At 64.4% G+C, this 24,367-nt stretch carries 24 protein-coding genes; 7 read left to right on the top strand and 17 right to left on the bottom strand.

All coding sequences use genetic code 11. The features are described 5' to 3' along the window. Positions 1–93 precede the first annotated feature (93 nt). Positions 94–429, top strand: a complete 336-nt coding sequence (locus tag B2R83_RS12315; RefSeq protein ID WP_036216124.1) for a hypothetical protein — start codon at positions 94–96, stop codon at positions 427–429. Positions 430–599: 170 nt separating this feature from the next. Here the strand turns inward: B2R83_RS12315 and cysM are convergent, their stop codons facing one another. The 3 genes from cysM to B2R83_RS12300 all read right to left on the bottom strand — a co-directional run bounded on the left by cysM (position 600) and on the right by B2R83_RS12300 (position 4,768). After that, positions 600–1,502 (bottom strand): cysteine synthase CysM, encoded by a 903-nt coding sequence (gene cysM / locus B2R83_RS12310; RefSeq protein ID WP_036216122.1) that lies wholly within the window; start codon positions 1,500–1,502, stop codon positions 600–602. Between the two features lie 145 nt (positions 1,503–1,647). Further along, entirely contained in the window at positions 1,648–3,030 is a 1,383-nt protein-coding gene (locus tag B2R83_RS12305; RefSeq protein ID WP_292041599.1) for a M28 family metallopeptidase, read from the bottom strand. Positions 3,031–3,145: 115 nt separating this feature from the next. Beyond that, entirely contained in the window at positions 3,146–4,768 is a 1,623-nt protein-coding gene (locus B2R83_RS12300; RefSeq protein ID WP_292041596.1) for a methyl-accepting chemotaxis protein, read from the bottom strand. Between the two features lie 153 nt (positions 4,769–4,921). Here B2R83_RS12300 and B2R83_RS12295 point away from each other — a divergent pair, with 153 nt between their 5' ends. Further along, the gene (locus B2R83_RS12295) at positions 4,922–5,281 is read left to right on the top strand and encodes a DUF2200 domain-containing protein (protein ID WP_292041594.1); all 360 of its coding nucleotides are present in this window, start codon (positions 4,922–4,924) and stop codon (positions 5,279–5,281) included. A 97-nt stretch (positions 5,282–5,378) separates the two neighbouring features. Then, the gene (locus B2R83_RS12290; RefSeq protein ID WP_292041592.1) at positions 5,379–5,738 is read left to right on the top strand and encodes a hypothetical protein; all 360 of its coding nucleotides are present in this window, start codon (positions 5,379–5,381) and stop codon (positions 5,736–5,738) included. A gap of 52 nt (positions 5,739–5,790) precedes the next feature. Here the strand turns inward: B2R83_RS12290 and B2R83_RS12285 are convergent, their stop codons facing one another. The 14 genes from B2R83_RS12285 to gyrA form a co-directional block, all read right to left on the bottom strand. Then, positions 5,791–6,150, bottom strand: a complete 360-nt coding sequence (locus B2R83_RS12285; RefSeq protein WP_292041591.1) for a ComEA family DNA-binding protein — start codon at positions 6,148–6,150, stop codon at positions 5,791–5,793. Between the two features lie 102 nt (positions 6,151–6,252). Continuing rightward, positions 6,253–7,230, bottom strand: coding sequence for a D-glycero-beta-D-manno-heptose-7-phosphate kinase (gene rfaE1 / locus B2R83_RS12280; RefSeq protein ID WP_292041589.1), 978 nt, complete (start codon positions 7,228–7,230; stop codon positions 6,253–6,255). Positions 7,231–7,243: 13 nt separating this feature from the next. Further along, a complete protein-coding gene (gene lapB, locus B2R83_RS12275) occupies positions 7,244–8,419 on the bottom strand; it encodes a lipopolysaccharide assembly protein LapB (RefSeq protein WP_292041587.1) in 1,176 nt (391 codons plus the stop codon). 34 nt (positions 8,420–8,453) lie between these two features. Beyond that, positions 8,454–8,771, bottom strand: a complete 318-nt coding sequence (locus B2R83_RS12270) for a LapA family protein (protein WP_292041585.1) — start codon at positions 8,769–8,771, stop codon at positions 8,454–8,456. Between the two features lie 171 nt (positions 8,772–8,942). After that, complete coding sequence (locus B2R83_RS12265; protein WP_027864826.1) at positions 8,943–9,248, bottom strand: integration host factor subunit beta; 306 nt, start codon at positions 9,246–9,248, stop codon at positions 8,943–8,945. A gap of 20 nt (positions 9,249–9,268) precedes the next feature. Beyond that, complete coding sequence (gene rpsA / locus B2R83_RS12260) at positions 9,269–10,975, bottom strand: 30S ribosomal protein S1 (protein WP_081926127.1); 1,707 nt, start codon at positions 10,973–10,975, stop codon at positions 9,269–9,271. A gap of 308 nt (positions 10,976–11,283) precedes the next feature. Continuing rightward, the gene (gene cmk, locus B2R83_RS12255) at positions 11,284–11,946 is read right to left on the bottom strand and encodes a (d)CMP kinase (protein ID WP_292041577.1); all 663 of its coding nucleotides are present in this window, start codon (positions 11,944–11,946) and stop codon (positions 11,284–11,286) included. 63 nt (positions 11,947–12,009) lie between these two features. Further along, positions 12,010–13,341 carry a 3-phosphoshikimate 1-carboxyvinyltransferase gene (gene aroA / locus B2R83_RS12250; protein ID WP_292041575.1) on the bottom strand — a complete coding sequence of 444 codons (1,332 nt, stop codon included), beginning with the start codon at positions 13,339–13,341 and terminating at the stop codon, positions 12,010–12,012. After that, a complete protein-coding gene (locus B2R83_RS12245; protein WP_292041572.1) occupies positions 13,338–14,243 on the bottom strand; it encodes a prephenate dehydrogenase in 906 nt (301 codons plus the stop codon). Before B2R83_RS12245 ends, aroA begins: the two co-directional genes overlap by 4 nt. Beyond that, a complete protein-coding gene (gene hisC / locus B2R83_RS12240; RefSeq protein WP_292041569.1) occupies positions 14,243–15,346 on the bottom strand; it encodes a histidinol-phosphate transaminase in 1,104 nt (367 codons plus the stop codon). Before hisC ends, B2R83_RS12245 begins: the two co-directional genes overlap by 1 nt. A gap of 24 nt (positions 15,347–15,370) precedes the next feature. Then, positions 15,371–16,441: a prephenate dehydratase gene (gene pheA, locus B2R83_RS12235; RefSeq protein ID WP_292041567.1), complete on the bottom strand. Its 1,071-nt coding sequence runs from the start codon at positions 16,439–16,441 to the stop codon at positions 15,371–15,373. 76 nt (positions 16,442–16,517) lie between these two features. Further along, positions 16,518–17,615, bottom strand: coding sequence for a 3-phosphoserine/phosphohydroxythreonine transaminase (serC, locus tag B2R83_RS12230; RefSeq protein ID WP_292041566.1), 1,098 nt, complete (start codon positions 17,613–17,615; stop codon positions 16,518–16,520). A gap of 21 nt (positions 17,616–17,636) precedes the next feature. Further along, positions 17,637–18,185, bottom strand: coding sequence for a DUF2059 domain-containing protein (locus B2R83_RS12225; RefSeq protein WP_292041563.1), 549 nt, complete (start codon positions 18,183–18,185; stop codon positions 17,637–17,639). 76 nt (positions 18,186–18,261) lie between these two features. Next, positions 18,262–20,877, bottom strand: a complete 2,616-nt coding sequence (gene gyrA / locus B2R83_RS12220; RefSeq protein WP_209588184.1) for a DNA gyrase subunit A — start codon at positions 20,875–20,877, stop codon at positions 18,262–18,264. A 350-nt stretch (positions 20,878–21,227) separates the two neighbouring features. Between gyrA and ompA the strand changes: the two genes are divergently transcribed. The 4 genes from ompA to B2R83_RS12200 all read left to right on the top strand — a co-directional run bounded on the left by ompA (position 21,228) and on the right by B2R83_RS12200 (position 24,337). Then, on the top strand, positions 21,228–21,944 hold the full coding sequence (gene ompA / locus B2R83_RS12215) for an outer membrane protein OmpA (RefSeq protein WP_036216086.1): 717 nt from the start codon (positions 21,228–21,230) through the stop codon (positions 21,942–21,944). Positions 21,945–22,090: 146 nt separating this feature from the next. Further along, entirely contained in the window at positions 22,091–22,792 is a 702-nt protein-coding gene (ubiG, locus tag B2R83_RS12210) for a bifunctional 2-polyprenyl-6-hydroxyphenol methylase/3-demethylubiquinol 3-O-methyltransferase UbiG (protein ID WP_209588182.1), read from the top strand. A 19-nt stretch (positions 22,793–22,811) separates the two neighbouring features. Continuing rightward, positions 22,812–23,519 carry an HAD family hydrolase gene (locus B2R83_RS12205; RefSeq protein WP_292041558.1) on the top strand — a complete coding sequence of 236 codons (708 nt, stop codon included), beginning with the start codon at positions 22,812–22,814 and terminating at the stop codon, positions 23,517–23,519. Positions 23,520–23,647: 128 nt separating this feature from the next. After that, positions 23,648–24,337: a glycine zipper 2TM domain-containing protein gene (locus B2R83_RS12200; protein WP_292041556.1), complete on the top strand. Its 690-nt coding sequence runs from the start codon at positions 23,648–23,650 to the stop codon at positions 24,335–24,337. The last annotated feature ends 30 nt before the right edge of the window (positions 24,338–24,367 follow it).

Below are 24,367 nucleotides of genomic sequence, written 5' to 3'. Positions count from 1 at the left end.
AGTTGTACAATTGAATAGAAAATTACGAAATACCGTAGCCTGGAGCCGAGCGCCGCATGGGGCTCCGTCCAACCCAAAATAGGATATTGAATCATGACAAACCAAGTCGGCATTGATATGAATAGCGATTCGGAGTCCGATGAGCTCCTGCAGTACAACCCGAACCGCCTGCTCGACACCCTGATCGAAAACCTGCGCCTGAAGAACGATGCGGCGCTGTCGCGCGCGCTGGAAGTTGCACCGCCGGTGATCTCGAAGATCCGCCACCACCGCCTGCCGGTCGGCGCTTCGCTGCTGATCCGCATGCATGAAGTGAGCGACCTGTCGATCCGCGACCTGCGCTACCTCATGGGCGACCGCCGCGCCAAGTTCCGCATCAGCGACAAGCAGTTCAAGCCGAAAGAAGGCGCCGCTCCGAAAGAGGCGTAAGCGCGCTACGGCGTCGCGGCAGGCCCTGCCTGCCGCGACGCCGGCGCAGGCCTTGCCGGACGAAGCGAACGCAGAAGCGCTGCGGGCGAGCCATCCGAACGTGCAAGAAGTTGCTGAAAATAAAAAGCCATCCGTCAGGATGGCTTTTTCGCATTGATGGGCAGCCGGGTTCAGGCCGGGAACACGCCCGTCGACAGGTAGCGGTCGCCCCGGTCGCAGACGACGAACACGATGGTCGCGTTTTCCACCGTCTGGGAGATGCGCAGCGCCACTTCGCAGGCGCCCGCCGCCGAAATGCCGCAGAAGATGCCCTCTTCCGCCGCCAGCCGGCGCGCCATCTGCTCGGCCGCGGCCTGGCTCACCGACTCGACCTGGTCGATGCGCGCCTTGTCGTAGATCTTCGGCAGGTAGGCTTCCGGCCACTTGCGGATGCCCGGGATCGACGAACCTTCTTCCGGCTGGGCGCCGATGATGCGCACCGCCTGGTTCTGTTCCTTCAGGTAGCGCGACACGCCCATGATGGTGCCGGTAGTGCCCATGGCGCTGACGAAATGGGTGACGCGGCCTTCGGTGTCGCGCCAGATTTCCGGGCCGGTGGTGTCGTAATGGGCGCGCGGATTGTCCTGGTTGCCGAACTGGTCGAGGATGATGCCCTCGCCGTTCTTCTGCATCTGCTCGGCCATGTCGCGCGCGTATTCCATGCCGCCCGACTTCGGCGTGAGGATGATCCTGGCGCCATAGGCCGCCATGCTCTGGCGGCGCTCGATCGACAGGTTGTCCGGCATCAGGAGCACCATCTTGTAGCCGCGGATGGCGGCGGCCATGGCCAGCGCGATGCCGGTGTTGCCGCTGGTCGCTTCGATCAGGGTATCGCCCGGCTTGATCTGGCCGCGCTCCTCTGCGCCGCGCAGCATCGACATGGCGGCGCGGTCCTTCACGGAGCCGGCCGGGTTGTTGCCTTCGAGCTTGCCGAGGATGATGTTGTTGCGGGCAGCCGCGTCCGCGCCGGGCAGGCGCACCAGCTGCACCAGCGGGGTGTTGCCGATCGTGTCTTCGATGGTCTTGTAAGCCATTCCTTGCTCTCTCGCGATTTCCTAAACCGCTATTTTAATCCGGACGGCAAGGTGGCGTTTGGAGCAGCCGCGAACGTAGGATGGTGCGGCTCCACTGCACATCATGATCTGACGCGAACATATGCGCCGCCCACCCTACGGAAAATCAGCGCTGCGGCAGCGGATAGGTGGCGACGCTCACGTTGCCGTCCTTGTCGACTGCCTGCACGCCGAAGAACACGTTGTCCTTCGACAGGTCGATGGTCGCTTCAAGCACGTTGCCGACCCACTTCGAACCCTGCCACTCGCTGGCGGTGGTGTCGCGCCAGACGATGCGGTAGCCCGCCAGGTCCGGTTCGGCATTCGCCTGCCACACCAGGGTCGAATCGTTGGTCAGCTTGTCGGTGCGCAGCTTGACGTTCTGCGGCGCGCCTGGTGCCAGCGCCAGCGAGGCCAGCGCCGCGGCGTTCACCTTGGTCACCTTGGCGATGTAATCGTAATCATTAAACTCGATCAGGTCGCCGTAGACCTTGCCGTTTTCGGTACGCAGGTCCTGGTGCTGGTGCGCGAAGTCCTCGGCCGGTTCGGTGAAGCGCAGCGCCGCGTAGCCCTGCTCCAGGAAAGGCATGTGGTCGCCGCCGCGCAGGTAGCGGTCGGCGCGGTGGATCAACGACACCTTGAAGCCCTTCACGTAGCGCTCGCCCATCTCCTTGGTGTGGCGGCCCAGCTGGCGCGAGAGCGAATCGCTGTCGCCGCCGTTGGCGACCAGCTGGCGCACGGTCTCGCTCATTTCCTTGGTGGCCGGGATGCTCTGCGAGAACAGGCGCACCTGCTTGTTGTCCACCTTGCCATTGTCGGCGCGCGAGCTGCCGATGATGTCGTTGGTGTACATGCCGGCGATGTTCAGGTTCTTCTGGCGCGCCTGGGTGGCCCAGTGGCGCGCGCCCAGCAGGCCCTGCTCCTCGGCGGCCACCGCCATGAAGACGATGGTGGCGTCGAACTTGTGCTTGGCCATCACGCAGGCCAGTTCCATGGTGGCCGCGGTGCCGGAGGCGTCGTCGTTGGCGCCCGGGGCGTCGGCGGTGTAGTTCATCACGTCGCTGACGCGCGAATCGTAGTGGCCGCTGACCACGTAGATGCGGTCCTTCGAAGCTTCCTCGGTGCCCGGCAGCGTGGCGACCACGTTGACGATCTCGGTCGGGCGCGAGATCCGTGCCGACACCGGCGCGATGTGGCTGTCGAACGACACCTGCAGCGGCGTGCCGGCGCCGCAGCGCTCGAGTTCCGCCTTGATCCAGCGGCGGGCGGCGCCGATGCCGCGGGTGTCGGATTCCGTTTCCGACATCGTATGGCGGGTGCCGAAGCTCACCAGCTTGGCGACATAGCCTTCCATGCGCTTGGGCGAGATCTCGGCGAGGATCTTGTTGATCTGGGGCTGCTGGCGCTTGAAGTCAGGCGCTGCCGGGCTGGCCGGTGCGGCGCTTGCTGCACCGGCGCCAAGGGCGAGCAGTGCGGCCAGCAGGGAGGAAGAGATGCGGGCGTGAGGCATGAGTAGCTTTCTGGTTTATGAAGTGCAAATCACGTGCACATCTTCTCATGCGGATTGATTGGTGTCAGTCAATACATCTGACACGCGCGCTAGTCAGATCCCGTCCACATTCCGATCAACGCCCGGCCATAGCCAGCCGCGCAGGCACCGCGAGCGCGCCGTCGTTGGCCGCCTCCAGGCGGAACACGCTCACCACCTGCGCCAGCCGCTCCGCCTCTTCTTCCAGCGCCGCCGCGGCCGCCGTCGCCTGCTGCACCAGCGCCGCGTTCTGGCGGGTAGCCTCGTCCATCTGGCCGATGGCTTCGTTGACCTGGCCGATGCCGGCGCTCTGCTCGGCGCTGGCGCGGCTGATCTCGGCCATGATGTCGGTCACGCGGCGCACCGAGGCCACGATGTCGTTCATCGTGCTGCCCGCTTCGTCCACCAGGCGCGCACCCGCGTCGACCCGCTCGACCGAGCTGCCGATGAGAGCCTTGATCTCCCTGGCGGCGCTCGCCGAGCGCTGCGCCAGGTTGCGCACTTCGGTCGCCACCACGGCAAAGCCGCGACCCTGCTCCCCGGCACGCGCCGCTTCCACGGCGGCGTTCAGCGCCAGGATATTGGTCTGGAAGGCGATGCCGTCGATGACGCCGATGATGTCGACGATCCGCTTCGACGAATCGTTGATCGAGGCCATGGTCTCGACCACCTGGGACACCACCATGCCGCCGCGCAGGGCGACTTCGGAGGCCGATTCCGCCAGCGCATTGGCCTGGCGTGCGTTGTCGGCGTTCTGGCGCACGGTGGCGGTGAGCTGCTCGACCGAAGCGGTGGTCGCTTCCAGTGTGTCGGCCTGGCGTTCGGTGCGGTGCGACAGGTCGCGGTTGCCGTCCGCGATCTCGGTCGAGACGCTGGCCATGTTCAGGGTGCCGTGCCGCACCTGACCGACGATGGCGACCAGGCTGTCGCGCATGCCCTTCATGGCGAACAGCAGGCTTCTGCTGTCGCCCGGGGCGGTCTCGATCTTCACGCCCAGGTCACCGGCGGCGATGGCCCTGACGATCGATGCCGCGTAGTCCGGCTGGCCGCCGAGCTGGCGCAGCAGGCCGCGCGTGATGATCCAGGCGCCCGTCGCGCCGACGGCGATCGCGCCCAGGCACAGCAGGGTCATCCAGCCAAAGAAGCCCGATGCCATCTTGCGGGCGCCAGCCGCTTCCAGCTTGTTCTGCTTCTCCTGCATGTCGATGAAGGCATTGATGCTGGCCAGCCAATCCACGAAGGCGGGCGCCGCCCCCTGCGACAGCAGCGCGGCGGCTTCCTGCGCCTGGCCGGCCGCGTGCAGCGCGATCACGCGCTCGATCAGCGGCCTGGTGCGGCGCTCCTGCTCCTTGATCGATGCCAAGGCCGCCTTCTCGGCCGGCAGGATATCGTTCAGCTCCCGGAACAGCCTGTCCATCGGTTCGGCCGAACGCGTATAGTTCTCGTCCAGCACCTGGATGAGCTTGACGGGCGCGGCGGCGGCGGCCGGGTCGGCTGCCAGCACCACGTCGCGCAGGGCGATCGCGCGGTCATGCACGCTGCCGCGGAAGTTGATCGCGTAGCGCTGCTTCACGTTATTGACGTCGTTGATGTGGTTGAGGATGCTGTCGATGTTGCCGACGCGGCTGATGGCCAGCGCGGTCAGGACGATCATCAGGAAGAACACGGCGCCGTAGCCGACAGCCAGGCGGGTACCAATGGTGAGGGACTTCTTTTTCATGGTGAATCTCAGTGTCGCGATCGAAAAACTAACAATAAAACAACAGTAATTTCCTAAGTGCAACAACTATAGCATGAGCGTGCTTTTCATGCTCAAATTCGTCATTTATTTTGTTGTAAAGATGCGGGTCAATCCCGTGTGGGACACAGCACCATGCCTGAACATCGTATTTTCGCGACACCCTTCGCCAAGCTGTATCCGATGTACGTCCAGAAGGCGGCAAGGAAGAACCGGACCAGGAAAGAAGTGGACCAGCTGATTTGCTGGCTGACCGGCTACGATGCGGCCGCCCTGCAGCGTCAGATCGAACAGCAGAAGCGTGTCGAAGCTTTCTTTGCTGAAGCACCTACCCTCAATCCGCACAGTTCCCTGATCACAGGATTGGTCTGCGGCGTGCGCGTCGAAACGGTCGAGGGCCCGCTGATGCGCAAGATCCGCTTCCTCGACAAACTGGTCGACGAGCTGGCTAGAGGAAAGCCGATGGAAAAGATCCTGCGCTGTCCGCCCTCCTGAGCCTGGCCATCGGCCTTGTAACATCCGATAACACAGTCGTAATGGAATACCGGCCGGGCTCGTCTAGTATGGAAACATACAGATAAGGAGTTCCATCATGAAGAAACCGGCCATGTCACTGTTGTTGCTTGCACTTGCATCGGTATCGTCCGCCGCCCTGGCAGACTCGTGGAAACATGAAAACGGCAAAGGCCGTCATGGCCGCGAATACAAGCAGGTGTATTGGGACGGACACTGCAAGGTCGAGCAAAAGTGGAAGAAGGGTGAGTACAAGGAAAAACGCAAGTGCAAACGCCCGGAGCGCCACTATGTCGACCGCCGCTACGATGAGCGCTACTATGGCCGTCCGGTCGTGCGGCAACACTACTATCCGGCCAGCTCGAATTATTACCCGGACTACCGCCGCCATGAGCGCCGCGACCCGCAGGTGAACATCGACATTCGCATCCGCCAGTAAGCGGGCGTCCCCGGCTGCGATAAAAAAACCCGCGTCGCCGCGGGTTTCTTTCTTACATTGCTGCCTTCTGCTCGGCCGGCTTGTCCTTGCCGGCTGCCTTGGCCGAGGTCTTCTCGGCCTTGGCCGGCTTGGCGGCGCCGGCTTCCATCTGCTTGCCGTTCACGGTCAGCCCGGCCTCGGACAGCTTCATGGCCTTCTTGTCGCCCACGCCCTTGACGCGCTGTTGGAAGTCCGCCCAGTCCTTGAACTCGCCCTTGGCGCGCTCGTCGAGGATCATCTTCGACATGCTCGGACCCACGCCCTTGATGCCGTCCAGCGCGGCCGCATCGGCCTTGTTGACGTCGACCTGGGCGAAGGCGATACCGGTCGAAGCGACCAGCGCGGCAACAGCGAATACCAGTTTCTTGATCATTGAATGTTCTCCGTAGGTTCTCGTACGATGGACGGCGGCGCCATCCATCCACGCACTAACGGAGTTGCGGGGCCGCCGTTGACGGCCCGGCCTTGAGCGAACTCAACCCGGGAAGAGTTCCTCGCGGGTGACGGTCGCCGTACCCAGCTTGCCGACCACGATGCCGCCGGCGCGGTTGGCGGTGGCCAGGGCTTCGTCCAGCTGCGCACCCGCACCCAGCATCGCGGCGAGCGTCGCGATGACGGTGTCGCCCGCGCCCGAGACGTCGAACACCTCGCGTGCGTCGGCGTGCACGTGCAGCACCTCGTTCTCGCTGTACAGACTCATGCCTTCTTCGGAACGGGTCACCAGCAATGCCGTCAGGCCCAGTTCGGCGCGCAGGCGCTGCGCCTTCTCGGTCAATTGTTCTTCGGTCTTCCAGGCGCCCACCACGCGCTGCAGTTCCGATCGGTTCGGGGTCAGGATGGTCGCGCCGCGGTAAGGGGTGAAATCGTCGCCCTTCGGGTCGACCAGCACGATCTTGCCGGCCGTGCGCGCCTCGCGCACCATGTCGGCCACGTTCACCAGCGCGCCCTTGTTGTAGTCGGACAGGATCACCACGTCGTAGTCGGGCAGCAGCGCGCGGAACTGGTCGAGCTTGTCACGCAGCACGGTCTCGGTCGGCGCGTCCTCGAAGTCGATGCGCACCATCTGCTGTTGGCGGCCGATGACGCGCAGCTTGATGATGGTCGAGATGGCGTCGTCGCGCTTCATGTAACTATGGATCGATGCTTCACGCAGCAGCTTCTCGACTTCTTCTCCTGCCTCGTCCTTGCCGGTAATGCCCAGCAGGCCCGTATGCGCGCCCAGCGCGGCGGCATTGCGCGCCACGTTGGCGGCGCCGCCCAGGCGCTCCTCGCGGCGCTCGATGCGCACCACCGGCACCGGCGCTTCCGGCGAGATGCGCGAGACGTCGCCGAACCAGTAGCGGTCGAGCATGACGTCGCCCACCACGAGCAGGCGCACGCTGGAGAGTTCGGGGGCCGCCTCGCGGCGGAAGCTGTCTGCCGCCAGCAGGCGGCTCGGGATCGGATGCGTCATAGATAAGGCTGCGTCAGTTCATCACATTGAGTTCTTCGGTGCGGCGCGGCGGATAGGTTTCCCAGCGGCTGCAGCCCGGGCACTGCCAATAGAACTGGCGCGCCTTGAAGCCGCAGTGGCTGCACTGGTAGCGCGCCAGCTTCTGGGTGTAGCGCTGCACCAGGTTCTTGACCATCGACAGCTCTTCCCACACTTCGGTGCGGGCGTCCATCAGGTGTGCCTCGAGCAGTTTATCCAGGCCCAGCAGGGTCGGGTTGCGGCGCAGCTCCTCGACCACCAGCTGTTTGGCCGCTTCCACGCCGTCGAGTTCGATCACGGCCTTGAACACCACCTCGATCAGGTCGATCGACGATGCTTCGGCGAGGTAGGAACGCAGCAGATTGACGCCTTCCTGTGGTCTACCTACTTTGCGGTAGCCATCCATCAGGCGTTGGGCCACCAGGGCCACGTGCGGCACGCTCTGCTGCTCGACGCGGCGCCAGGTAAGCAGGGCCGCCTCGGTATCGCCCTGGGCCAGCTGGGCGTCGCCGATCAGGATGGTGGCGCGCACGCTGGAGCGGTCGGCCAGCAAGGCCTTGTCGAGCAGCTGCATGGCGTCGCTCGGCTGCAGGTGCACCAGGGCATCCTGGGCCAGCTCGCAGTAGAACTGCGCGATTTCCTTCTGGCGCGCGCCGGCGCCGGACTCCTGCAGGCCGTTGGCGACGTCGATCGCGCGGCGCCATTCCTTTTCGCGCTGGTAGATCTCGAGCAGCGCGCGCCGCGCCTGCACCTCGAAGGCGGTGCCCACCAGCAGGTTGAAGGTTTCCTCGGCACGGTCGAGCAGGCCGGCCTTCAGGTAGTCCATGCCGAGTTCGTACTGGGCGTGGGCCTTCTGCTCGCCCGGGAGGTCGGGACGCGCCAGCAGGTTCTGGTGGACGCGGATGGCGCGTTCGGTCTCGCCGCGGCGGCGGAACAGGTTGCCGAGGGCAAAGTGCATGTCCGCCGATTCGGGATCGAGCTTGACGATCTCGATGAAGGAATCGATGGCCTTGTCCGGCTGGTCGTTGAGCAGGTGGTTCAGGCCCTTGAAGTAGCCGCGCGGCAGGGTGCGCGATTCGAAAACCAGCGAACTGATGTCGACGCGGGCGGCGATCCAGCCGAGGCCGAAGAAGAATGGGATGCCGAGCAGCATCCAGAGTTCGAATTCCATGTGTTCTTGTTCTGTGTTGGCGGTTTGAGCCGGCTTATTGGGCCAGCTTCTGCGCCGGGTTCACGGCATCCGGGGTCGGCTGGGCGGTGCCGGTGCCGGCGGCGCTCTGCAGGGCCTGGATGGTGTTCTTGTGCTGCGAGGTCTGGCGGCGCTGGCGGAACACGGTCGGGGTCAGCGCCAGGATGCCGAGGGCGGCGCCGGCAACGAAGAAGGCCAGCAGCATCAGCACGAGGGGGCCGCGCAGTTCATAGTTGAGGAAGAAATGCAGGTCGACTTCCTGCGTGTTCTTCAGGGCGAAGCCGAAGAACAGGACGAACAGGATGACGCCAACAATGGTGGAGACAAATTTCATCAGCAGTGCCCGCTGGGTGAATGCACAAAGGCGAAGTGTCGCATATCCGACATGATATTTCAAAAGCCGAGCTGGCGCTGCCCCGGCAAGCGGCCGGCAAGGCACGAAAAAAAACGGCATCCCGAAGGACGCCGTTTTTGTCTGCCAGCCAGCAGACGACTTCAGGGAGACTCAATCCTCGATGATCGGTTGCCCGACCATCGCGTCCACCCGCTCGCGCAACTGCTTGCCCGGCTTGAAGTGGGGCACCCGTTTTTCGGGCACCATCACCTTGTCGCCGGACTTCGGGTTGCGGCCGATGCGCGGGGGTCGGCTGTTCAGCGCAAAGCTGCCGAAACCACGGATTTCGATGCGTTGCCCGGTCGCCAGGGCGTTGGTCATCGCATCGAGGATGGTCTTGACGGCAAACTCCGCATCTTTCGCCACCAGCTGAGAATAGCGCTCAGCCAGGCGGTTGATCAGCTCGGACTTGGTCATCTGGTCGCCTCGGAAAGGAATTAACCTTTGTTGTCGAACTTGGCCTTCAGCAGTGCGCCCAGGCTGGTGGTGCCCGAAGCGGCGCTGTTGTCGGCTGCCAGCTTGCTCATTGCTTCCTGGGTCTCGACGTTGTCTTTCGCCTTGATCGACAGCTGGATGCTGCGAGCCTTGCGATCGATGTTGATGACCAGGGCTTCGACCTTGTCGCCCACTTTCAGGTGGGTGCCGGCGTCTTCCACGCGGTCACGCGAGATTTCCGAAGCGCGCAGGTAGCCTTCGACTTCGTCGTTCAGCGCGATCACGGCGCCTTTCGGCTCAACCGATTTCACGGTGCCGGTGACCAGGGTGCCCTTGTCGTTCAGCGAAGCGAAGTTGTTGAACGGGTCGCCTTCCAGCTGCTTGACGCCCAGCGAGACACGCTCGCGCTCGACGTCGATTGCCAGCACGACTGCTTCCAGCTCGTCGCCCTTCTTGAACTTGCGCACGGCTTCTTCGCCGGCTTCGGTCCAGGACAGGTCCGACAGGTGCACCAGGCCGTCGATGTTGCCCGGCAGGCCGATGAACACGCCGAAGTCGGTGATCGACTTGATCGAACCCTTGACCTTGTCGCCCTTCTTGTGGGTCATGCCGAAGTCGTCCCACGGATTCGCCTTGCACTGCTTCATGCCCAGCGAGATACGACGACGCTCTTCGTCGATTTCCAGGACCATGACTTCGACTTCGTCGCCCAGCTGGACAACCTTGTTCGGAGCCACGTTCTTGTTGGTCCAGTCCATTTCCGAGACGTGCACCAGGCCTTCGATGCCCTGCTCGACTTCCACGAACGCGCCGTAGTCGGTCAGGTTGGTGACCTTGCCGAACAGACGGGTGCCCTGCGGGTAGCGACGCGACAGACCGGTCCACGGATCGTCGCCCAGCTGCTTGACGCCCAGCGAGACGCGGTTCTTTTCCTGGTCGTACTTGAGGACCTTGGCGGTGATTTCCTGGCCAACCGACAGCACTTCCGACGGGTGACGCACGCGACGCCATGCCAGGTCGGTGATGTGCAGCAGGCCGTCGATGCCGCCCAGGTCGACGAACGCACCGTAGTCGGTGATGTTCTTGACGACGCCGGTGACCACGGTGCCTTCTTTCAGGGTTTCCATCAGCTTGGCGCGCTCTTCGCCCATCGATGCTTCGATGACGGCGCGACGCGACAGGACCACGTTGTTACGCTTGCGGTCCAGCTTGATGACCTTGAATTCCAGGGTCTTGCCTTCGAACGGGGTGGTGTCCTTGACCGGACGGGTGTCGACCAGCGAACCCGGCAGGAATGCGCGGATGCCGTTGGTCAGGACGGTCAGGCCGCCCTTGACTTTACCGTTGACGGTGCCGGTGACGATCTCGCCCGACTCCATTGCTTTTTCCAGAGCCAGCCACGATGCCAGGCGCTTGGCCTTGTCGCGCGACAGGATGGTATCGCCGAAACCGTTCTCCAGCGATTCGATGGCCACGGAAACGAAGTCGCCGATCTGGACTTCCAGTTCGCCCTGGTCATTCTTGAATTCTTCGACCGGAATGAAGGCTTCCGACTTCAGGCCGGCGTTGACGATCACGAAATTGTGATCCAGGCGCACGACTTCAGCCGAGATGACTTCGCCCGAACGCATGTCTTGACGCGACAGCGATTCTTCGAAAAGGGCGGCGAAGCTTTCCATGCCGGTATCTTGATTGGTTGCAGTAGACATAAAGGTTATTACTCGAGTTAGCCCAGCAGGCCGGCGATGGTGCGGACTGAACTGGGGTTAGGTTGACACACACCTGCGATGGCGGAATTGCCGCCGCAGGCACCCTACAAGGACGCCGTACCGTCGCGGGCCCCATTCTGGCCACCCGCCTTGATACGTCGTCCCGGCGAAGGCCGGGACCCAAGTTTCCTAACGCAGTCGCTGCGGCGATGACTCGAGCCAACGGCGACTCATCGAACTTGGATTCCGGCCTTCGCCGGAATGACGGTCTTGGAGCTAACAACTCCCCTCAGACCACCATTTCAAGACTACTTATGCGCATACCACGCCAACACCTGTTCGACCGCTTCCGCAGCCGACATGTTCGAGGTATCGAGCTGGTAGGCATCCTCTGCCGGGACCAGGGGAGCGATGGCGCGCTTGGTGTCGCGCTCGTCTCGTTCCTTCAAATCCTTCAGCAGATCGTCCATATTAGCAGAAAATCCTTTGTCAATCAATTGCTTATACCGGCGTTGCGCACGTGCCTCGACGCTTGCGGTCAAGAACACTTTTAATTTCGCGCCGGGAAAGATCACCGTGCCCATGTCACGCCCGTCGGCCACCAGGCCGGGCGTCTCGCGAAAGCCCAATTGCAGGCCATACAGGGCCTGGCGCACGGTCGGCAGCGCGGCGATCTTCGATGCCATGTTGCCAACCTCTTCCGCCCGGATCGCGCCGGTGACGTTCTCGTTGTTCAGGAAGATATCACCGCCGACGAAGCGCGCCGGCAGGTGTTCGGCCAGCTTGGCGATGCCGTGCTCGTCGCGCAGCTCGAGGCCGCGGCGGATCGCCTGCAGCGCCGTCAGGCGGTACAGGGCGCCCGAGTCGAGCAGGTGGAAGCCCAGGCGCTCGGCGACCTTGGCGGCAACGGTGCCCTTGCCGGAAGCGGTCGGGCCGTCGATGGCGATGACGGGAATGGGATTATTTGGCATGTGATGGTCGCGGGGGTAAAACGGTCCAGTCGGCATTCTACTGTTTCCCCCGCGACGCCGTGTTCAAAACAGCTCGTTCTTCGCAATGCCGGCAAAGGCCTCGAAGTATTCCGGGAAGGTCTTGGCCACGCATTTCGGGTCGTTGATGCGCATCGCGTTGCCGCGCCGCGCCTTGCCGTCGAGCGAGGCCAGCGAGAAGCACATCGCCATCCGGTGGTCGTCGTAGGTGTCGATGGTGGCCGGCTTGAGCTGCTCCGGCGGGGTGATGCGGATGTAGTCCGGCCCCTCCTCCACCCTTGCTCCCACCTTGCGCAACTCGGTCGCCATCGCGGCCAGGCGGTCGGTCTCCTTCACGCGCCAGCTGGCGATGTTGCGCAGCGTGCTCGGGCCGTCGGCGTACAGCGCGGCCACGGCGATGGTCATGGCGGCATCCGGGATGTGGTTGAAGTCGGCGTCGATCGCTTTCAACACGCCGTTCGAACGGGCTTCGATCCAGTTTTCGCCGCGCGTGATGATGGCGCCCATGCGCTCGAGCGCGTCGGCGAAGCGCACGTCGCCCTGGATGCTGTTCTCGCCCACGCCTTCGACCCGCACCGGGCCGCCGGCGATGGCGCCGGCCGCCAGGAAGTAGGAGGCCGAGGAAGCATCGCCCTCGACGTGGATGCTGCCGGGCGACTGGTAGCGCTGACCGGGGTGCACGGTGAACGAGGCCCAGCCGTTCTGCTCGACCGTCACGCCGAAGCGGCGCATCAGGTTCAGGGTGATCTCGATGTAGGGCTTGGAGATCAGCTCGCCGATCACGTCGATCGACACCGCATGGTTGGTCGCCATCAGGGGCGCGGCCATCAGGAGCGCGGTCAGGAACTGGCTCGACACGTTGCCGCGCACCGCCATGCGGTTGGCCGCGATGCGGCCGCGCTTGATGCGCAGCGGCGGGAAGCCCTGCTCGCCCGTGTACTCGATCTGGGCGCCGACCTCGTTCAGCGCATCGACCAGGTCGCCGATCGGGCGCTCGTGCATGCGCGAGACGCCGTGCAGGGTGTAGTCGCCGCCGATCACGGCCAGCGCGGCCGTCAGCGGACGGATCGCGGTGCCGGCATTGCCCATGAAGAGGTCGGCCTCGTGGACCGGCAGCACGCCGGCCTGGCCGTGCACGACCACGGTGCGCTCGTCGACTTCGTCCCACTGGATGCCCAGCGAGCGCAGCGCGCCCAGCATCACCATGGTGTCGTCCGAGGCCAGCAGGTCGTGGATGGTGGTGGTGCCCTCGGACAGCGCCGCCAGCAGCAGGGTGCGGTTCGAGATGCTCTTGGAACCCGGCAGGCGCACGCTTCCAGCCACGTGGATCACGGGTTCGAGGTCGATGTGCTGCGGGTAGTGTTTAGACTGCGTCATTCTATGTCCTGGTTCTGCGGGGGCGGCGGCGAGCCGGCCTCGATCGCCTCGATCCATTCGCGCCGCGCGCGCTGCGCGTTGGCGAAGACGGTTTCGAGGCCGCGTCCGTCGGCGGCGGCGAGCGTCGCCCGCAATGAAGTCAATTGTGCCAGATATGCATCGAGCTCGGTGAGCAAGGCCTCGCGGTTGGCCAGGCTGATGTCGCGCCACATCTCGGGCGAGGAGCCGGCGATCCGCGTGAAGTCGCGAAAGCCACTGGCGGCGTATTGGAACAGCAGGCTGGCGTGCGGCTTGGCGGCGATGTCGTCCACCAGCGCATAGGCCAGCAGGTGCGGCAAATGGCTGACGGCGGCGAACACGCGGTCGTGATCCTGCGGGCTCAGGGTATGGATGAGCGAGCCGCAGTGGCGCCAGGCGCCGGCCACGCGCTCGACATCGCCTGGTGCGTTTTCCGGCAGCGGCGTAAGCACGGTCTTCTTGCCGCGGTAGAGCTCCGCGCGCGCCGCATCCGGACCGTTGGACTCGCTGCCCGCGATCGGGTGGCCGGGCACGAACTGCCTGATGCGCTCGCCCAGCGCCGCACGTGCGCTGGCGACCACGTCGCACTTGGTGCTGCCGGCATCGGTGACGACGGTGTGCGGCTCCAGATACGGCAGCAGCGAGGCGAGGATCGCCCCGGTCTGCCCGACCGGCGCGGCCAGCAGCACCAGGTCGGCGCCGCGCATCGCCTGCTGCGGGGTCTCGCAGACCTCGTCGACGATGCCCAGTTCGAGCGCGCGCGCCATCGCTGCCGGCTCACGGCCCAGTCCGGCCACGCTGCGTACCACGCCGGCCTGCTTGAGCGCCAGCGCGAAGGAACCGCCGATCAGGCCGACGCCGACGACGACGAGCCGGTCGATCATCAGCCGAGAACTTTCTTTAGCGCTGCGACGAAGGCGGCATTCTCTTCCGGCAGGCCGATCGAGATGCGCAGCCACTGGGGCAGGCCGTAGTTGCCGACCGGGCGCACGATCACGCCCTGCTTGAGCAGCGCCAGGTTGACGCGGGCGCCGGCCTGGTCATCAATGCCCACCTTCACCAGCACGAAGTTGCCGAACGAGGGCACATATTGCAGGCCGAGTTCATCGAAAGCGGCGGTCAACTGCTTGTAACCTTCCGCATTGTTGCGCGCCCCCTTCTCCAGGAATTCCTTGTCGTTCAGCGCGGCGATCGCGGCGGCCTGCGCCAGCGAATTGACGTTGAAGGGCTGGCGGATGCGGTTCATCAGGTCGGTCACCGCAGGCTGGGCGATGGCGAAACCGACGCGCAGGCCGGCCAGGCCGTAGGCCTTGGAGAAGGTGCGCGAGACGATCAGGTTCGGGTACTTGCGCACCCACTGGCTCGATTCGAACTGGTGCTCGGGCGCCAGGTATTCGTTGTAGGCCTCGTCCAGCACCACGACCACATTACTCGGCACTTTCTGCAGGAAGGCTTCGATCTCGGCTGCCGGGATGAAGGTGCCGGTCGGGTTGTTCGGGTTGGCCACAAAGACCAGGCGGGTATCAGGCTCGATGGCGGCCGCCATCGCATCCAGGTCGTGACCGTAGTCCTTGGCCGCGACCACGATGGCGCGGCCGCCCACGCCCTGCGTGGCCAGCGCGTACACGGCAAACGAGTACTGCGCATACACCACGGACTCGCCCTTCTGCACGAAGGCGTGCGCGGCGATCTCCAGGATGTCGTTGCTGCCGTTGCCCAGGGTGATCCAGTCGGCCGGGACGTCGTAGCGTGCGGACAAGGCAGCCTTCAGTTCGAAGCCGTTGGCGTCCGGGTAGCGGCCGAGGTCGGCGGCAGCCTGCGCCATCGCGGCGCGGCTCGATTCCGGGATGCCGAAAGGGTTCTCGTTGGAGGCGAGCTTGACGATCTTGGCTTCGTCGAGGCCGAACTCGCGGGCGACTTCAGCGATGGGTTTGCCGGCCTGGTAAGGGGCGATGGCGCGGACGTAATCTGGACCGAATTGCGACATGGGATTCTCGAATAAAAATGGAAATTAAAGACTCTGCGGATAGGAGCCGAGCACCTTGAAAAAGGCTGCGTTGTCCTTCAGCTCGTCGAGGGCGCGGGCGACGGCGGCGTCGCGCACGTGGCCCTCGATGTCGACATAGAAGTAGTACTCCCAAGTGCCGATGCGCGCCGGGCGCGATTCAAAACGCGTCATCGACACGCCGTGCTTGGCGAGCGGGGCCAGCAAGTTGTAGACGGCGCCCGCCTTGTTCGGCACGGCCAGCACGATGGCCGTATGGTCGCGGCCGGACGGGCCGGTTTCCAGGCTGCCGATGACGGCGAAACGGGTGCGGTTGTGCGGATCGTCCTGGATGTGGGCCTGCACCACGCCGAGCTGGTACTGCTCGCCTGCCATCTCGCTGGCGATCGCCGCCACGCTCGGGTCCTGGCTGGCCAGGATCGCTGCTTCCGCGTTGGAGGCCACGGCGCGGCGCTCGATGCCGGGATGGTGCAGGTTGAGCCACACCTGGCACTGGGCCAGCGCCTGCGAATGGGCGCACACGACGGTGACGCCGTCCATGGAGCCGGTCCTGGTCATCAGGCTGTGGTGGACCGGGATCGAGATCTCGCCGCTGATGACGGTGGTGGTGGCCAGCATCAGGTCGAGGGTACGGTTGATCGCGCCCTCGGACGAGTTCTCGACCGGCACCACGCCGAAGTCGGCGGTGCCGGCCTCGGTGGCGCGGAACACCTCGTCGATCGACACGCAGGGCAGCGTCTCGATGGCGCTGCCGAACTGCTGGTACACGGCCTGCTCGCTGAAGGTGCCCGAAGGGCCGAGGTAGGCCACCGTCACGCGCTTTTCCAGCGCGCGGCAGGACGACATGATCTCGCGGAAGATGGTCTGGACGTCGCGGTCCTTCAGCGGGCCGGGATTGCGCTCGGCCACGCCGCGCAGCACCTGGGCTTCGCGTTCGGGACGGAATACCGGGGCGTTGGTTTCGGCCTTCACGTGGCCGACTTGCTGGGCGATCTTGCCGCGCCGGCTCAGGAGTTCCAGGATTTGCGCGTCGATCGCGTCGATCTGCTCGCGCAGGGGGAGGAGTTTGTCATTCATCGTAAGCTCGTTATTTCAATCCGCATGGCAATCCACGGGCGCATGCGTCCGTGGATTGCCATGCGGCGGTCGCGTGTTACCGCCCCGCGAATTCGTTCAAATAATCGACGAGGGCCTGCACACCCTCGAGCGGCATCGCGTTGTAGATCGATGCCCGCATGCCGCCGACGGACTTGTGGCCCTTCAGTTGCAGCAGCCCGCGCGCCTTCGCGCCGGCCAGGAATTTGTCGTTCAGGGATTCGTCGCGCAGGTAGAAGGGTACGTTCATGCGCGAGCGGTATTCGGGCGCGACGCGGTTCTGGTAGAAGTCGTCGGCGTCCAGCGCCTCGTACAGCAGGCGCGCTTTCTCAATATTACGCTGTTCCATCGCCGCGACGCCACCCTGCTGCTTCAGGTGGGCGAACACCAGGCCCGCGATGTAGATCGCGTAGGTCGGCGGCGTGTTGAACATGGAGTCGTGCTCGGCCACGGTGCGCCAGTGGAAGGCCGAGGGGCAGATCGGCAGGGCGTCGTCCAGCAGGTCGTCGCGCACGATCACCAGGGTCAGGCCGGCCGGGCCGATGTTCTTCTGGGCGCCGGCGAAGATCACGCCGTACTTCGACACGTCGATTTGCCGCGACAGGATGTGCGAGGACATGTCGGCCACGATCGGCACCTTCGGCAACGATTCGGGCACGAAGTTGAATTCGACGCCGTCGATGGTCTCGTTGGTGCAGATGTGCAGGTAGGCCGCGTGCGAGGTGAGGTTCCAGGTATCCTGCGGCGGCACGCCGGTGAAGCCGCTTGCCTCGCTCGAGGCAGCGATGTTGACGTGGGCGTAGCGCTTGGCTTCCTTGATCGACTTGCCCGACCAGGAGCCGGTATGGATGAAATCGATCGTCGCCGGCTGCGGGCAGCAGCCGACCATGTTGAGCGGGATGATGGCGTTCATGGCCAGCCCTCCGCCCTGCATAAACAGGACACGATAGTTGGCCGGCACCGCCAGCAGCTCGCGCAGGTCGCTTTCCGCCTGCTGGTAGATGGAGATGAATTCCGGACCGCGGTGGCTCATCTCCATCACCGACATGCCGCTGCCGTGCCAGTCGAGCATCTCGCTCGCGGCCTGCTGCAGCACTTCCTTCGGGAGGACGGCCGGGCCGGCCGAAAAATTGAATACCTGCGTGTGTTGCTCCATCCGGCGGTCCTTTCTATGCGCTTACGGTTTCTGTACGTCCTGGGCCATGTCCTGCATCAGCTGGGCGACGCGCGGCATCATCACGCGCTGCGCGGCTGCCATGCCCTCGGTCGCCAGCTTCGGCGTGAGCGTCATCATCTTGCGCCCCACCGGGCTCTGGTAGAACGCGGTCAGTTGCTTGATCTCGGCGACCGTGTAGTTGTTGGCGTACAGCGGCACCATTTCGTCGATCATCGCGTCGACCAGGGCCGGATCGTTGAAGATCTTCGCCAGCGACTGGGTCATGTGCGGAAGCGACTGTTCGACCTTGGCCATGGCCTCCTGCTTCTGCTGCGCGTCGAGCTTGGGGTCGGCCTGGATCATGCCGCCCAGCTGCTGGCGCATCATGGCCGGCATGGCCTGCTGCATCTGCGCGTACATGGCGTTCATGTTCTTGCGCATCTCCATGGCATTGAACATCGCCTTGACGGCGCTGGTCGCCTGCGGATCGACGCCTGGCGCAGCCAGCGCGAACGAAGGAAAGGCCGCGAACGTGGCGGCAGCGGACAGGGCAAGGACGAATTTTTTCATTGTTGTAGGTGTCTCGGGTTGCTGCGCCGGCCAGCCCGGCGCGAAAAAAAGGGCCGCGTCGACGCGGCCCTTCGGCTTATTGCGGCGCCTGTTCGAGCTCGACCTCTTCGAGGTCGGTTTCGACGACGCGCTGCAGGCCGGACAGCTTGGTGCCGTCTTCGACCGCGATCAGGGTCACACCCTGGGTGGCACGGCCCATCTCGCGGATCTCGGCCACGCGGGTGCGGATCAGGACGCCGCCGGTCGTGATCAGCATGATCTCGTCGTTGGCGTCGACCAGGGTCGCCGCCACCACCTTGCCGTTACGCTCGGACTGCTGGATCGCGATCATGCCCTTGGTGCCGCGGCCATGGCGGGTGTACTCGGTGATCGGGGTACGCTTGCCATAGCCGTTCTCGGTAGCCGTGAGCACCGACTGCTGCTCGTTCTCGGCCACCAGCAGGGCGATCACGTTCTGGCCCTCTTCCAGGTTCATGCCGCGCACGCCGCGCGCGGTACGGCCCATCGGACGCACGTCGTTCTCGTCGAAGCGCACCGCCTTGCCGCCGTCCGAGAACAGCATCACGTCGTGCTGGCCGTCGGTGAGCGCCGCGCCCACCAGCACGTCGCCGTCGTCGAGGTCGACCGCGATGATGCCGGCCTTGCGCGGGTTGCTGAAGTCCTTCAGCGGGGTCTTCTTGACGGTGCCCAGCGAGGTCGCCATGAACACGTAGTGGTCTTCCGGGAAGGTCCGGTTCTCGCCCGACAGCGGCAGGATCACGGTGATCTTCTCGCCGTCCTGCAGCGGGAACATGTTGACGATCGGCTTGCCGCGCGAGTTGCGCGAGCCCTGCGGCACTTCCCACACCTTCAGCCAGTACATCCGGCCGCGGTTCGAGAAGCACAGCATGTAGTCGTGGGTGTTGGCGATGAACAGCTGGTCGATCCAGTCCTCGTCCTTGGTCGCCATCGCCTGCTTGCCGCGGCCGCCACGTTTCTGGGCGCGGTATTCGCCGATCGGCTGCGACTTCATGTAGCCGGTGTGCGAGAGCGTGACCACCATGTCCTGCGGGGTGATCAGGTCTTCGGTTTCCAGGTCGCTGGCATTGTGTTCGATGACCGAGCGGCGTGTGTCCTTGCCGTTGTCGGCGTAGTCGCTCTTGATCTGCACCATCTCGTCGCTGATGATGGTGGTGACGCGCTCCGGCTTGGCCAGGATGTCGAGCAGGTCGGCGATGTGGGCCATCACTTCCTTGTACTCGTTGACGATCTTGTCCTGCTCCAGGCCGGTCAGGCGCTGCAGGCGCATCTGCAGGATTTCCTGGGCCTGCTCGTCGGACAGCTTGTACAGGCCGTCCTGCTGCATGCCGTAGTGCTTCGGCAGGTGCTCCGGACGGAAGGCCTCGATGCCGCCGGACGCGCCGAGATCGGTGCGGGTCAGCATTTCGCGCACCAGGGACGAATCCCAGGCCTTGCCCATCAGCTCGACCTTCGCGATCGGCGGCGTCGGCGCGGCCTTGATGATGGCGATGAAGTCGTCGATGTTCGCCAGCGCCACGGCCAGGCCTTCCAGCATGTGGCCGCGCTCGCGCGCCTTGCGCAGTTCGAACACGGTGCGGCGGGTGACCACTTCGCGGCGGTGCGACAGGAAGCACTCGAGCATCTGCTTGAGGTTCAGCAGCTTCGGCTGGCCGTTGACCAGCGCCACCATGTTCATGCCGAAGGTATCCTGCAGCTGGGTCTGCTTGTACAGGTTGTTCAGCACCACTTCCGGCACTTCGCCGCGCTTCAGCTCGATGACCACGCGCATGCCCGACTTGTCGGACTCGTCGCGGATGTCGCTGATGCCTTCCAGCTTCTTGTCGCGCACGTTCTCGGCGATGCGCTCGAGCAGCGATTTCTTATTTACCTGGTAGGGCAGCTCGTCGATGATGATCGCGACGCGGCCGCCGTCCTTGCCGTATTCCTCGAAGTGGGTCTTGGCGCGCATCACCACGCGGCCGCGGCCGGTGCGATAACCGTCGCGCACGCCCGAGACGCCGTAGATGATGCCGGCGGTCGGGAAGTCCGGCGCCGGGATCAGCTCGATCAGCTCGTCGATGCTGCAGTCCGGGTTCTTCAGCAGGTGCTGGGCGCCGTTGATGACTTCCGACAGGTTGTGCGGCGGGATGTTGGTAGCCATGCCCACCGCGATGCCCGAGGAACCGTTGATGAGCAGGTTCGGGATCTTGGTCGGCAGGACGGTCGGCTCTTTTTCCTTGCCGTCGTAGTTCGGCTGGTAGTCGACGGTGTCCTTGTCGATGTCGGCCAGCAGTTCGCTGGCGATCTTGTCGAGGCGGCACTCGGTGTAACGCATTGCCGCGGCGGAGTCGCCGTCGATCGAGCCGAAGTTGCCCTGGCCGTCGACCAGGGTGTAGCGCAGCGAGAAGTCCTGCGCCATGCGCACCAGCGTGTCATAGATCGACGCGTCGCCGTGCGGGTGGTACTTACCCATGGTGTCGCCGACCACGCGCGCGCATTTCACGTACGGACGGTTGTGCGCGTAATTACTCTCGTGCATGGAGTACAGCACGCGGCGGTGCACCGGCTTGAGGCCGTCGCGCACGTCCGGCAGAGCACGGCCCACGATCACGCTCATCGCGTAATCGAGGTAGCTCTTGCGCATTTCTTCTTCTAGGGAAATGGGAACTGTTTCTTTTGCGAATTGATCCATTGGGCGGGTCGACTGCTTTCAGGCTAATGGTTATTGACTGCAACGGATGATTCTACCATGCGAGGGTTGGCGTCAGCACAATTCCGTTTTCCCGCCATGACAATTCAACGATTGTCGAGGCCGGCCCGGCACGCTTGACCAAATGTTGCGCCCAAACAACGTTGATAAAAATATGCATCGGGTTTGATTTAGGTGCAGTCGTGCGTTTTTGGTGCATGTGGCAAAATGGACAGGAAATTAATTGATTGTTTCATAATGCGAAACTGGCCCCTTCCCCGGACGTGTTAGTATCTTGACCATAACGCCCCGCTGAGTTTCGCAAGGCATTTATCCCCGAAAGGAAAAAGAACATGAATAAACTGGCAACCCTCATGCTCGCTGCTTCGGCTGCGATCGCGGGCAATGTTTACGCCCAAAGCGATGCGCCGTATGCGCCGCTGACCACGGACATCCAGGCGCGCACCCCGTATAGCGCCTATGTGCAGGACAGCCGCGGCGTGATCGCCCGCAATCCTTTCGGCCTGTGCTGGCGCACCGGTTACTGGACCCCGGCAGACGCGGTCCCGGGCTGCGACGCGCCGTTGTGCGTGCCGCCGGAGAAGCTGGAAAACGGCAAGTGCGTCGCTCCGCCGCCGCCACCGCCGCCGCCAGTGGTCGAGGCACCTGCCCCGGCACCGACGCCGGCGCCGGTTCCGGTCCCGACCTCGGAAAAAGTGTCCTACTCGGCTGACGCCTTCTTCGACTTCGACAAGGCCGTTCTGAAGCCGGCCGGCAAGGCATCGCTCGACGAGCTGGTCTCGAAGCTGGGCGACATGAACCTGGAAGTCATCATCGCCGTCGGCCACACCGACTCGATCGGCACCGATGCCTACAACCAGAAGCTGTCGATCCGCCGCGCCGAAGCCGTCAAGGCCTACCTGAAGGGCAAGGGCGTGGAAGAGAACCGCATCTACACCGAAGGCAAGGGCGAGAGCCAGCCTGAAGCCGACAACAAGACCTCGGCTGGACGCGCCAAGAACCGCCGCGTGGAAATCGAAGTCGTCGGCACCCGTACCGTCAACAAGTAATCCCTGGCGATTGCTTCAGGAAGACCCCGCCCTGGCGGGGTTTTTTTTCGTTTTTGGCAAACACGTGGCAGCGGCGTGAAAACCGCCCGTACATATTTTCCGTGCGGCACCCCGTGAGCTTCACCATTTCCAGTATTATCCCGAGTATGAACACGAACGCAGACCCCTTAGAAATCCAGAAATTCAGCGAACTGGCCCACCGCTGGTGGGACCCGACGTCCGAATTCCGTCCGCTGCACGAAATCAATCCGCTGCGCCTCGAGTGGATCAATGCCCGCGCCCCGCTGCTGGGCAAGAAGGTGATCGACATCGGCTGCGGCGGCGGCGTGCTGTCCGAAGCCATGGCGCGCAAGGGCGCCAAGGTGACCGGCATCGACCTGTCGAAGAAGGCCCTGAAGGTCGCCGATCTGCACAGCCTGGAATCGGGCGTGGAAGTGCGCTACAAGCACATCTCCGCAGAGGAAATGGCGGCCGAGGAAGCCGGCCAGTTCGACGTGGTCACCTGCATGGAAATGCTCGAGCACGTGCCGGACCCGGCCTCGATCGTGCAAGCCGCGGCTACCCTGGTGAAACCGGGCGGCCACGTGTTCTTCTCGACGCTCAACCGCAACCCGAAGTCCTACCTGTTCGCCGTCATCGGCGCGGAATACATTCTGCGCATGCTGCCGCGCGGCACCCACGACTACGCCAAGTTCATCACGCCGGCCGAACTGTCGCAGTACGCACGGCTGGCGGGCCTGCAGGTCGACGGCCTGAAAGGCCTGACCTACAATCCGCTCACCAAGATCTACTCGCTCAACAACGACACCGATGTGAATTACATGGTGGCGTGCAGCAAGCCGCTCTGAACCTCGCCCTGATTTTTACATGACTCTCCCGACCGTCCTGCCGGCACCGCGTGCCATTCTGTTCGACCTCGATGGCACGCTCGCCGACACCGCGCCCGACCTCGCGGCCGCCGTCAACTGGCTGCGCACCGAACGCGGCCTGCCGCCGACCCCGTACTCGGTGCTGCGTCCCACCGCGTCCGCCGGCGCGCGCGGCATGATCGGCGCCGCCTTCGGCCTGGCGCCGGGCGACGAGGGTTACGAGGAACTGCGCATGCAATGGTTCGACCGCTACCAGGAAACCATGGCCGTGCACAGCTCGCTGTTCGGCGGCGTGACCGAACTGCTGGTCGGGATCGAGCAGGCCGGCATGGCCTGGGGCATCGTCACCAACAAGCCGGCACGCTTCACCGATCCCCTGCTTCCGCAGATCGGCCTGTCGCACGCCGGCTGCGTGGTGTCGGGCGACACCACCGGCTTCCCGAAGCCCCACCCTGCCCCGCTGCTCGAAGGCGCCCGCCGCCTCGGCGTGGATCCGGAGCACTGCTGGTACGTCGGCGACGACAAGCGCGACGTCGAGGCCGGCCACGCCGCTGGCATGGTCACGGTGGCTTGCAACTGGGGCTATTGCGGCGCCATCGAACCTTCTACCTGGGGCGCCGACTACCTGCTCGACACCCCGACCGACCTGCTGCAGACCCTGCGCACCGTGGTGGAAACCGCACGCGCGGCCACGTCGGCGGCCTGATCTCCCAGAGCGAGCCCTCCGGCTCGCTTACAAGTCTTTACGATTGATACAGGCTTCTGTCTAGTTCTGTGCCGGGCTCACCGGTAATCTACTCCCATACGACAACACAACGTTTAACGGAGCAGAACATGGAAACCACCCGCCTCAACCGCATTCATCCCCTGATGGCCGCTGCCGCCGTGTCGGTCGTGATTGTCAGCCTGACCGGCGCCGCCGCGATCACCGGCCTGCTGCCGAATTCGAACAGCGCACCCGACGTGCCCGCAAACCAGCTGGCAGCTGCTTCGCCCTACGGCGTCCAGGCGCCGCTGCAGCAGCCCGGCATGGTCCCGGTGACCACCGCACAAGGCCAGGTCGTGATGGTGCCGGCCGCCGCGGTCCAGGGTCAGGTCGCCGCCGCGCCGCTGTCGGCCACCCCGGTGACCCCGCAGCTCGCAACCCAGCTGGCAGCCGGCCCCGCGCCGCAGATGGCCATGCCGGTCGCTGCAGCCCAACCGATCGCTTACGCACAGCCGGTCGCCCAGCCTGCCCCGGCGCCGGAGCGTGTGGTGGTCAAGGAAGTGATTCGTGAAAAGCCGGTAGTGAAGGTGGTCGAGAAGACCCGTGTGGTCCACGCCAAGCCGAGCGAGCCGCGCTACTACCCGCAGCAGGCGCCCGCCCCAGCCCAGCCGAACTACGTCGGCATCGGCACCGGCGCCGTGATCGGCGGCCTGATCGGCAACCAGATCGGCGGCGGCAACGGCAAGAAGCTGGCTACCGTGGCCGGCATCATCGGCGGCGGCATGCTCGGTAACGAGATCGCCAACCGCAACCGCTAAGCAGCCCTCTCCGTTGAGAAAAAGCCGCAG

Source organism: Massilia sp. UBA6681, from assembly GCF_002454935.1.
GTDB classification, from domain to species: Bacteria; Pseudomonadota; Gammaproteobacteria; order Burkholderiales; family Burkholderiaceae_D; genus Telluria; species Telluria varians.
The sequence above is the reverse complement of the archived record's forward strand: the minus strand, read 5'-3'. Positions and strand labels throughout refer to the sequence as shown.

Excerpts from the sequence above, each read along its gene's own strand:
- B2R83_RS12295 (WP_292041594.1), top strand. The coding sequence starts at position 4,922 with ATGCCTGAACATCGTATTTTCGCGACACCCTTCGCCAAGCTGTATCCG.
- B2R83_RS12305 (WP_292041599.1), bottom strand. The coding sequence starts at position 3,030 with ATGCCTCACGCCCGCATCTCTTCCTCCCTGCTGGCCGCACTGCTCGCC.
- B2R83_RS12290 (WP_292041592.1), top strand. The coding sequence starts at position 5,379 with ATGAAGAAACCGGCCATGTCACTGTTGTTGCTTGCACTTGCATCGGTA.
- B2R83_RS12315 (WP_036216124.1), top strand. The coding sequence starts at position 94 with ATGACAAACCAAGTCGGCATTGATATGAATAGCGATTCGGAGTCCGAT.
- B2R83_RS12285 (WP_292041591.1), bottom strand. The coding sequence starts at position 6,150 with ATGATCAAGAAACTGGTATTCGCTGTTGCCGCGCTGGTCGCTTCGACC.
- B2R83_RS12245 (WP_292041572.1), bottom strand. The coding sequence starts at position 14,243 with ATGATCGACCGGCTCGTCGTCGTCGGCGTCGGCCTGATCGGCGGTTCC.
- rfaE1 (WP_292041589.1), bottom strand. The coding sequence starts at position 7,230 with ATGACGCATCCGATCCCGAGCCGCCTGCTGGCGGCAGACAGCTTCCGC.
- aroA (WP_292041575.1), bottom strand. The coding sequence starts at position 13,341 with ATGACGCAGTCTAAACACTACCCGCAGCACATCGACCTCGAACCCGTG.
- serC (WP_292041566.1), bottom strand. The coding sequence starts at position 17,615 with ATGGAGCAACACACGCAGGTATTCAATTTTTCGGCCGGCCCGGCCGTC.
- B2R83_RS12200 (WP_292041556.1), top strand. The coding sequence starts at position 23,648 with ATGGAAACCACCCGCCTCAACCGCATTCATCCCCTGATGGCCGCTGCC.
- B2R83_RS12265 (WP_027864826.1), bottom strand. The coding sequence starts at position 9,248 with ATGACCAAGTCCGAGCTGATCAACCGCCTGGCTGAGCGCTATTCTCAG.
- cmk (WP_292041577.1), bottom strand. The coding sequence starts at position 11,946 with ATGCCAAATAATCCCATTCCCGTCATCGCCATCGACGGCCCGACCGCT.
- cysM (WP_036216122.1), bottom strand. The coding sequence starts at position 1,502 with ATGGCTTACAAGACCATCGAAGACACGATCGGCAACACCCCGCTGGTG.
- gyrA (WP_209588184.1), bottom strand. The coding sequence starts at position 20,877 with ATGGATCAATTCGCAAAAGAAACAGTTCCCATTTCCCTAGAAGAAGAA.
- pheA (WP_292041567.1), bottom strand. The coding sequence starts at position 16,441 with ATGAATGACAAACTCCTCCCCCTGCGCGAGCAGATCGACGCGATCGAC.
- rpsA (WP_081926127.1), bottom strand. The coding sequence starts at position 10,975 with ATGTCTACTGCAACCAATCAAGATACCGGCATGGAAAGCTTCGCCGCC.
- B2R83_RS12270 (WP_292041585.1), bottom strand. The coding sequence starts at position 8,771 with ATGAAATTTGTCTCCACCATTGTTGGCGTCATCCTGTTCGTCCTGTTC.
- hisC (WP_292041569.1), bottom strand. The coding sequence starts at position 15,346 with ATGTCGCAATTCGGTCCAGATTACGTCCGCGCCATCGCCCCTTACCAG.
- B2R83_RS12225 (WP_292041563.1), bottom strand. The coding sequence starts at position 18,185 with ATGAAAAAATTCGTCCTTGCCCTGTCCGCTGCCGCCACGTTCGCGGCC.
- lapB (WP_292041587.1), bottom strand. The coding sequence starts at position 8,419 with ATGGAATTCGAACTCTGGATGCTGCTCGGCATCCCATTCTTCTTCGGC.
- B2R83_RS12300 (WP_292041596.1), bottom strand. The coding sequence starts at position 4,768 with ATGAAAAAGAAGTCCCTCACCATTGGTACCCGCCTGGCTGTCGGCTAC.
- B2R83_RS12205 (WP_292041558.1), top strand. The coding sequence starts at position 22,812 with ATGACTCTCCCGACCGTCCTGCCGGCACCGCGTGCCATTCTGTTCGAC.
- ubiG (WP_209588182.1), top strand. The coding sequence starts at position 22,091 with ATGAACACGAACGCAGACCCCTTAGAAATCCAGAAATTCAGCGAACTG.
- ompA (WP_036216086.1), top strand. The coding sequence starts at position 21,228 with ATGAATAAACTGGCAACCCTCATGCTCGCTGCTTCGGCTGCGATCGCG.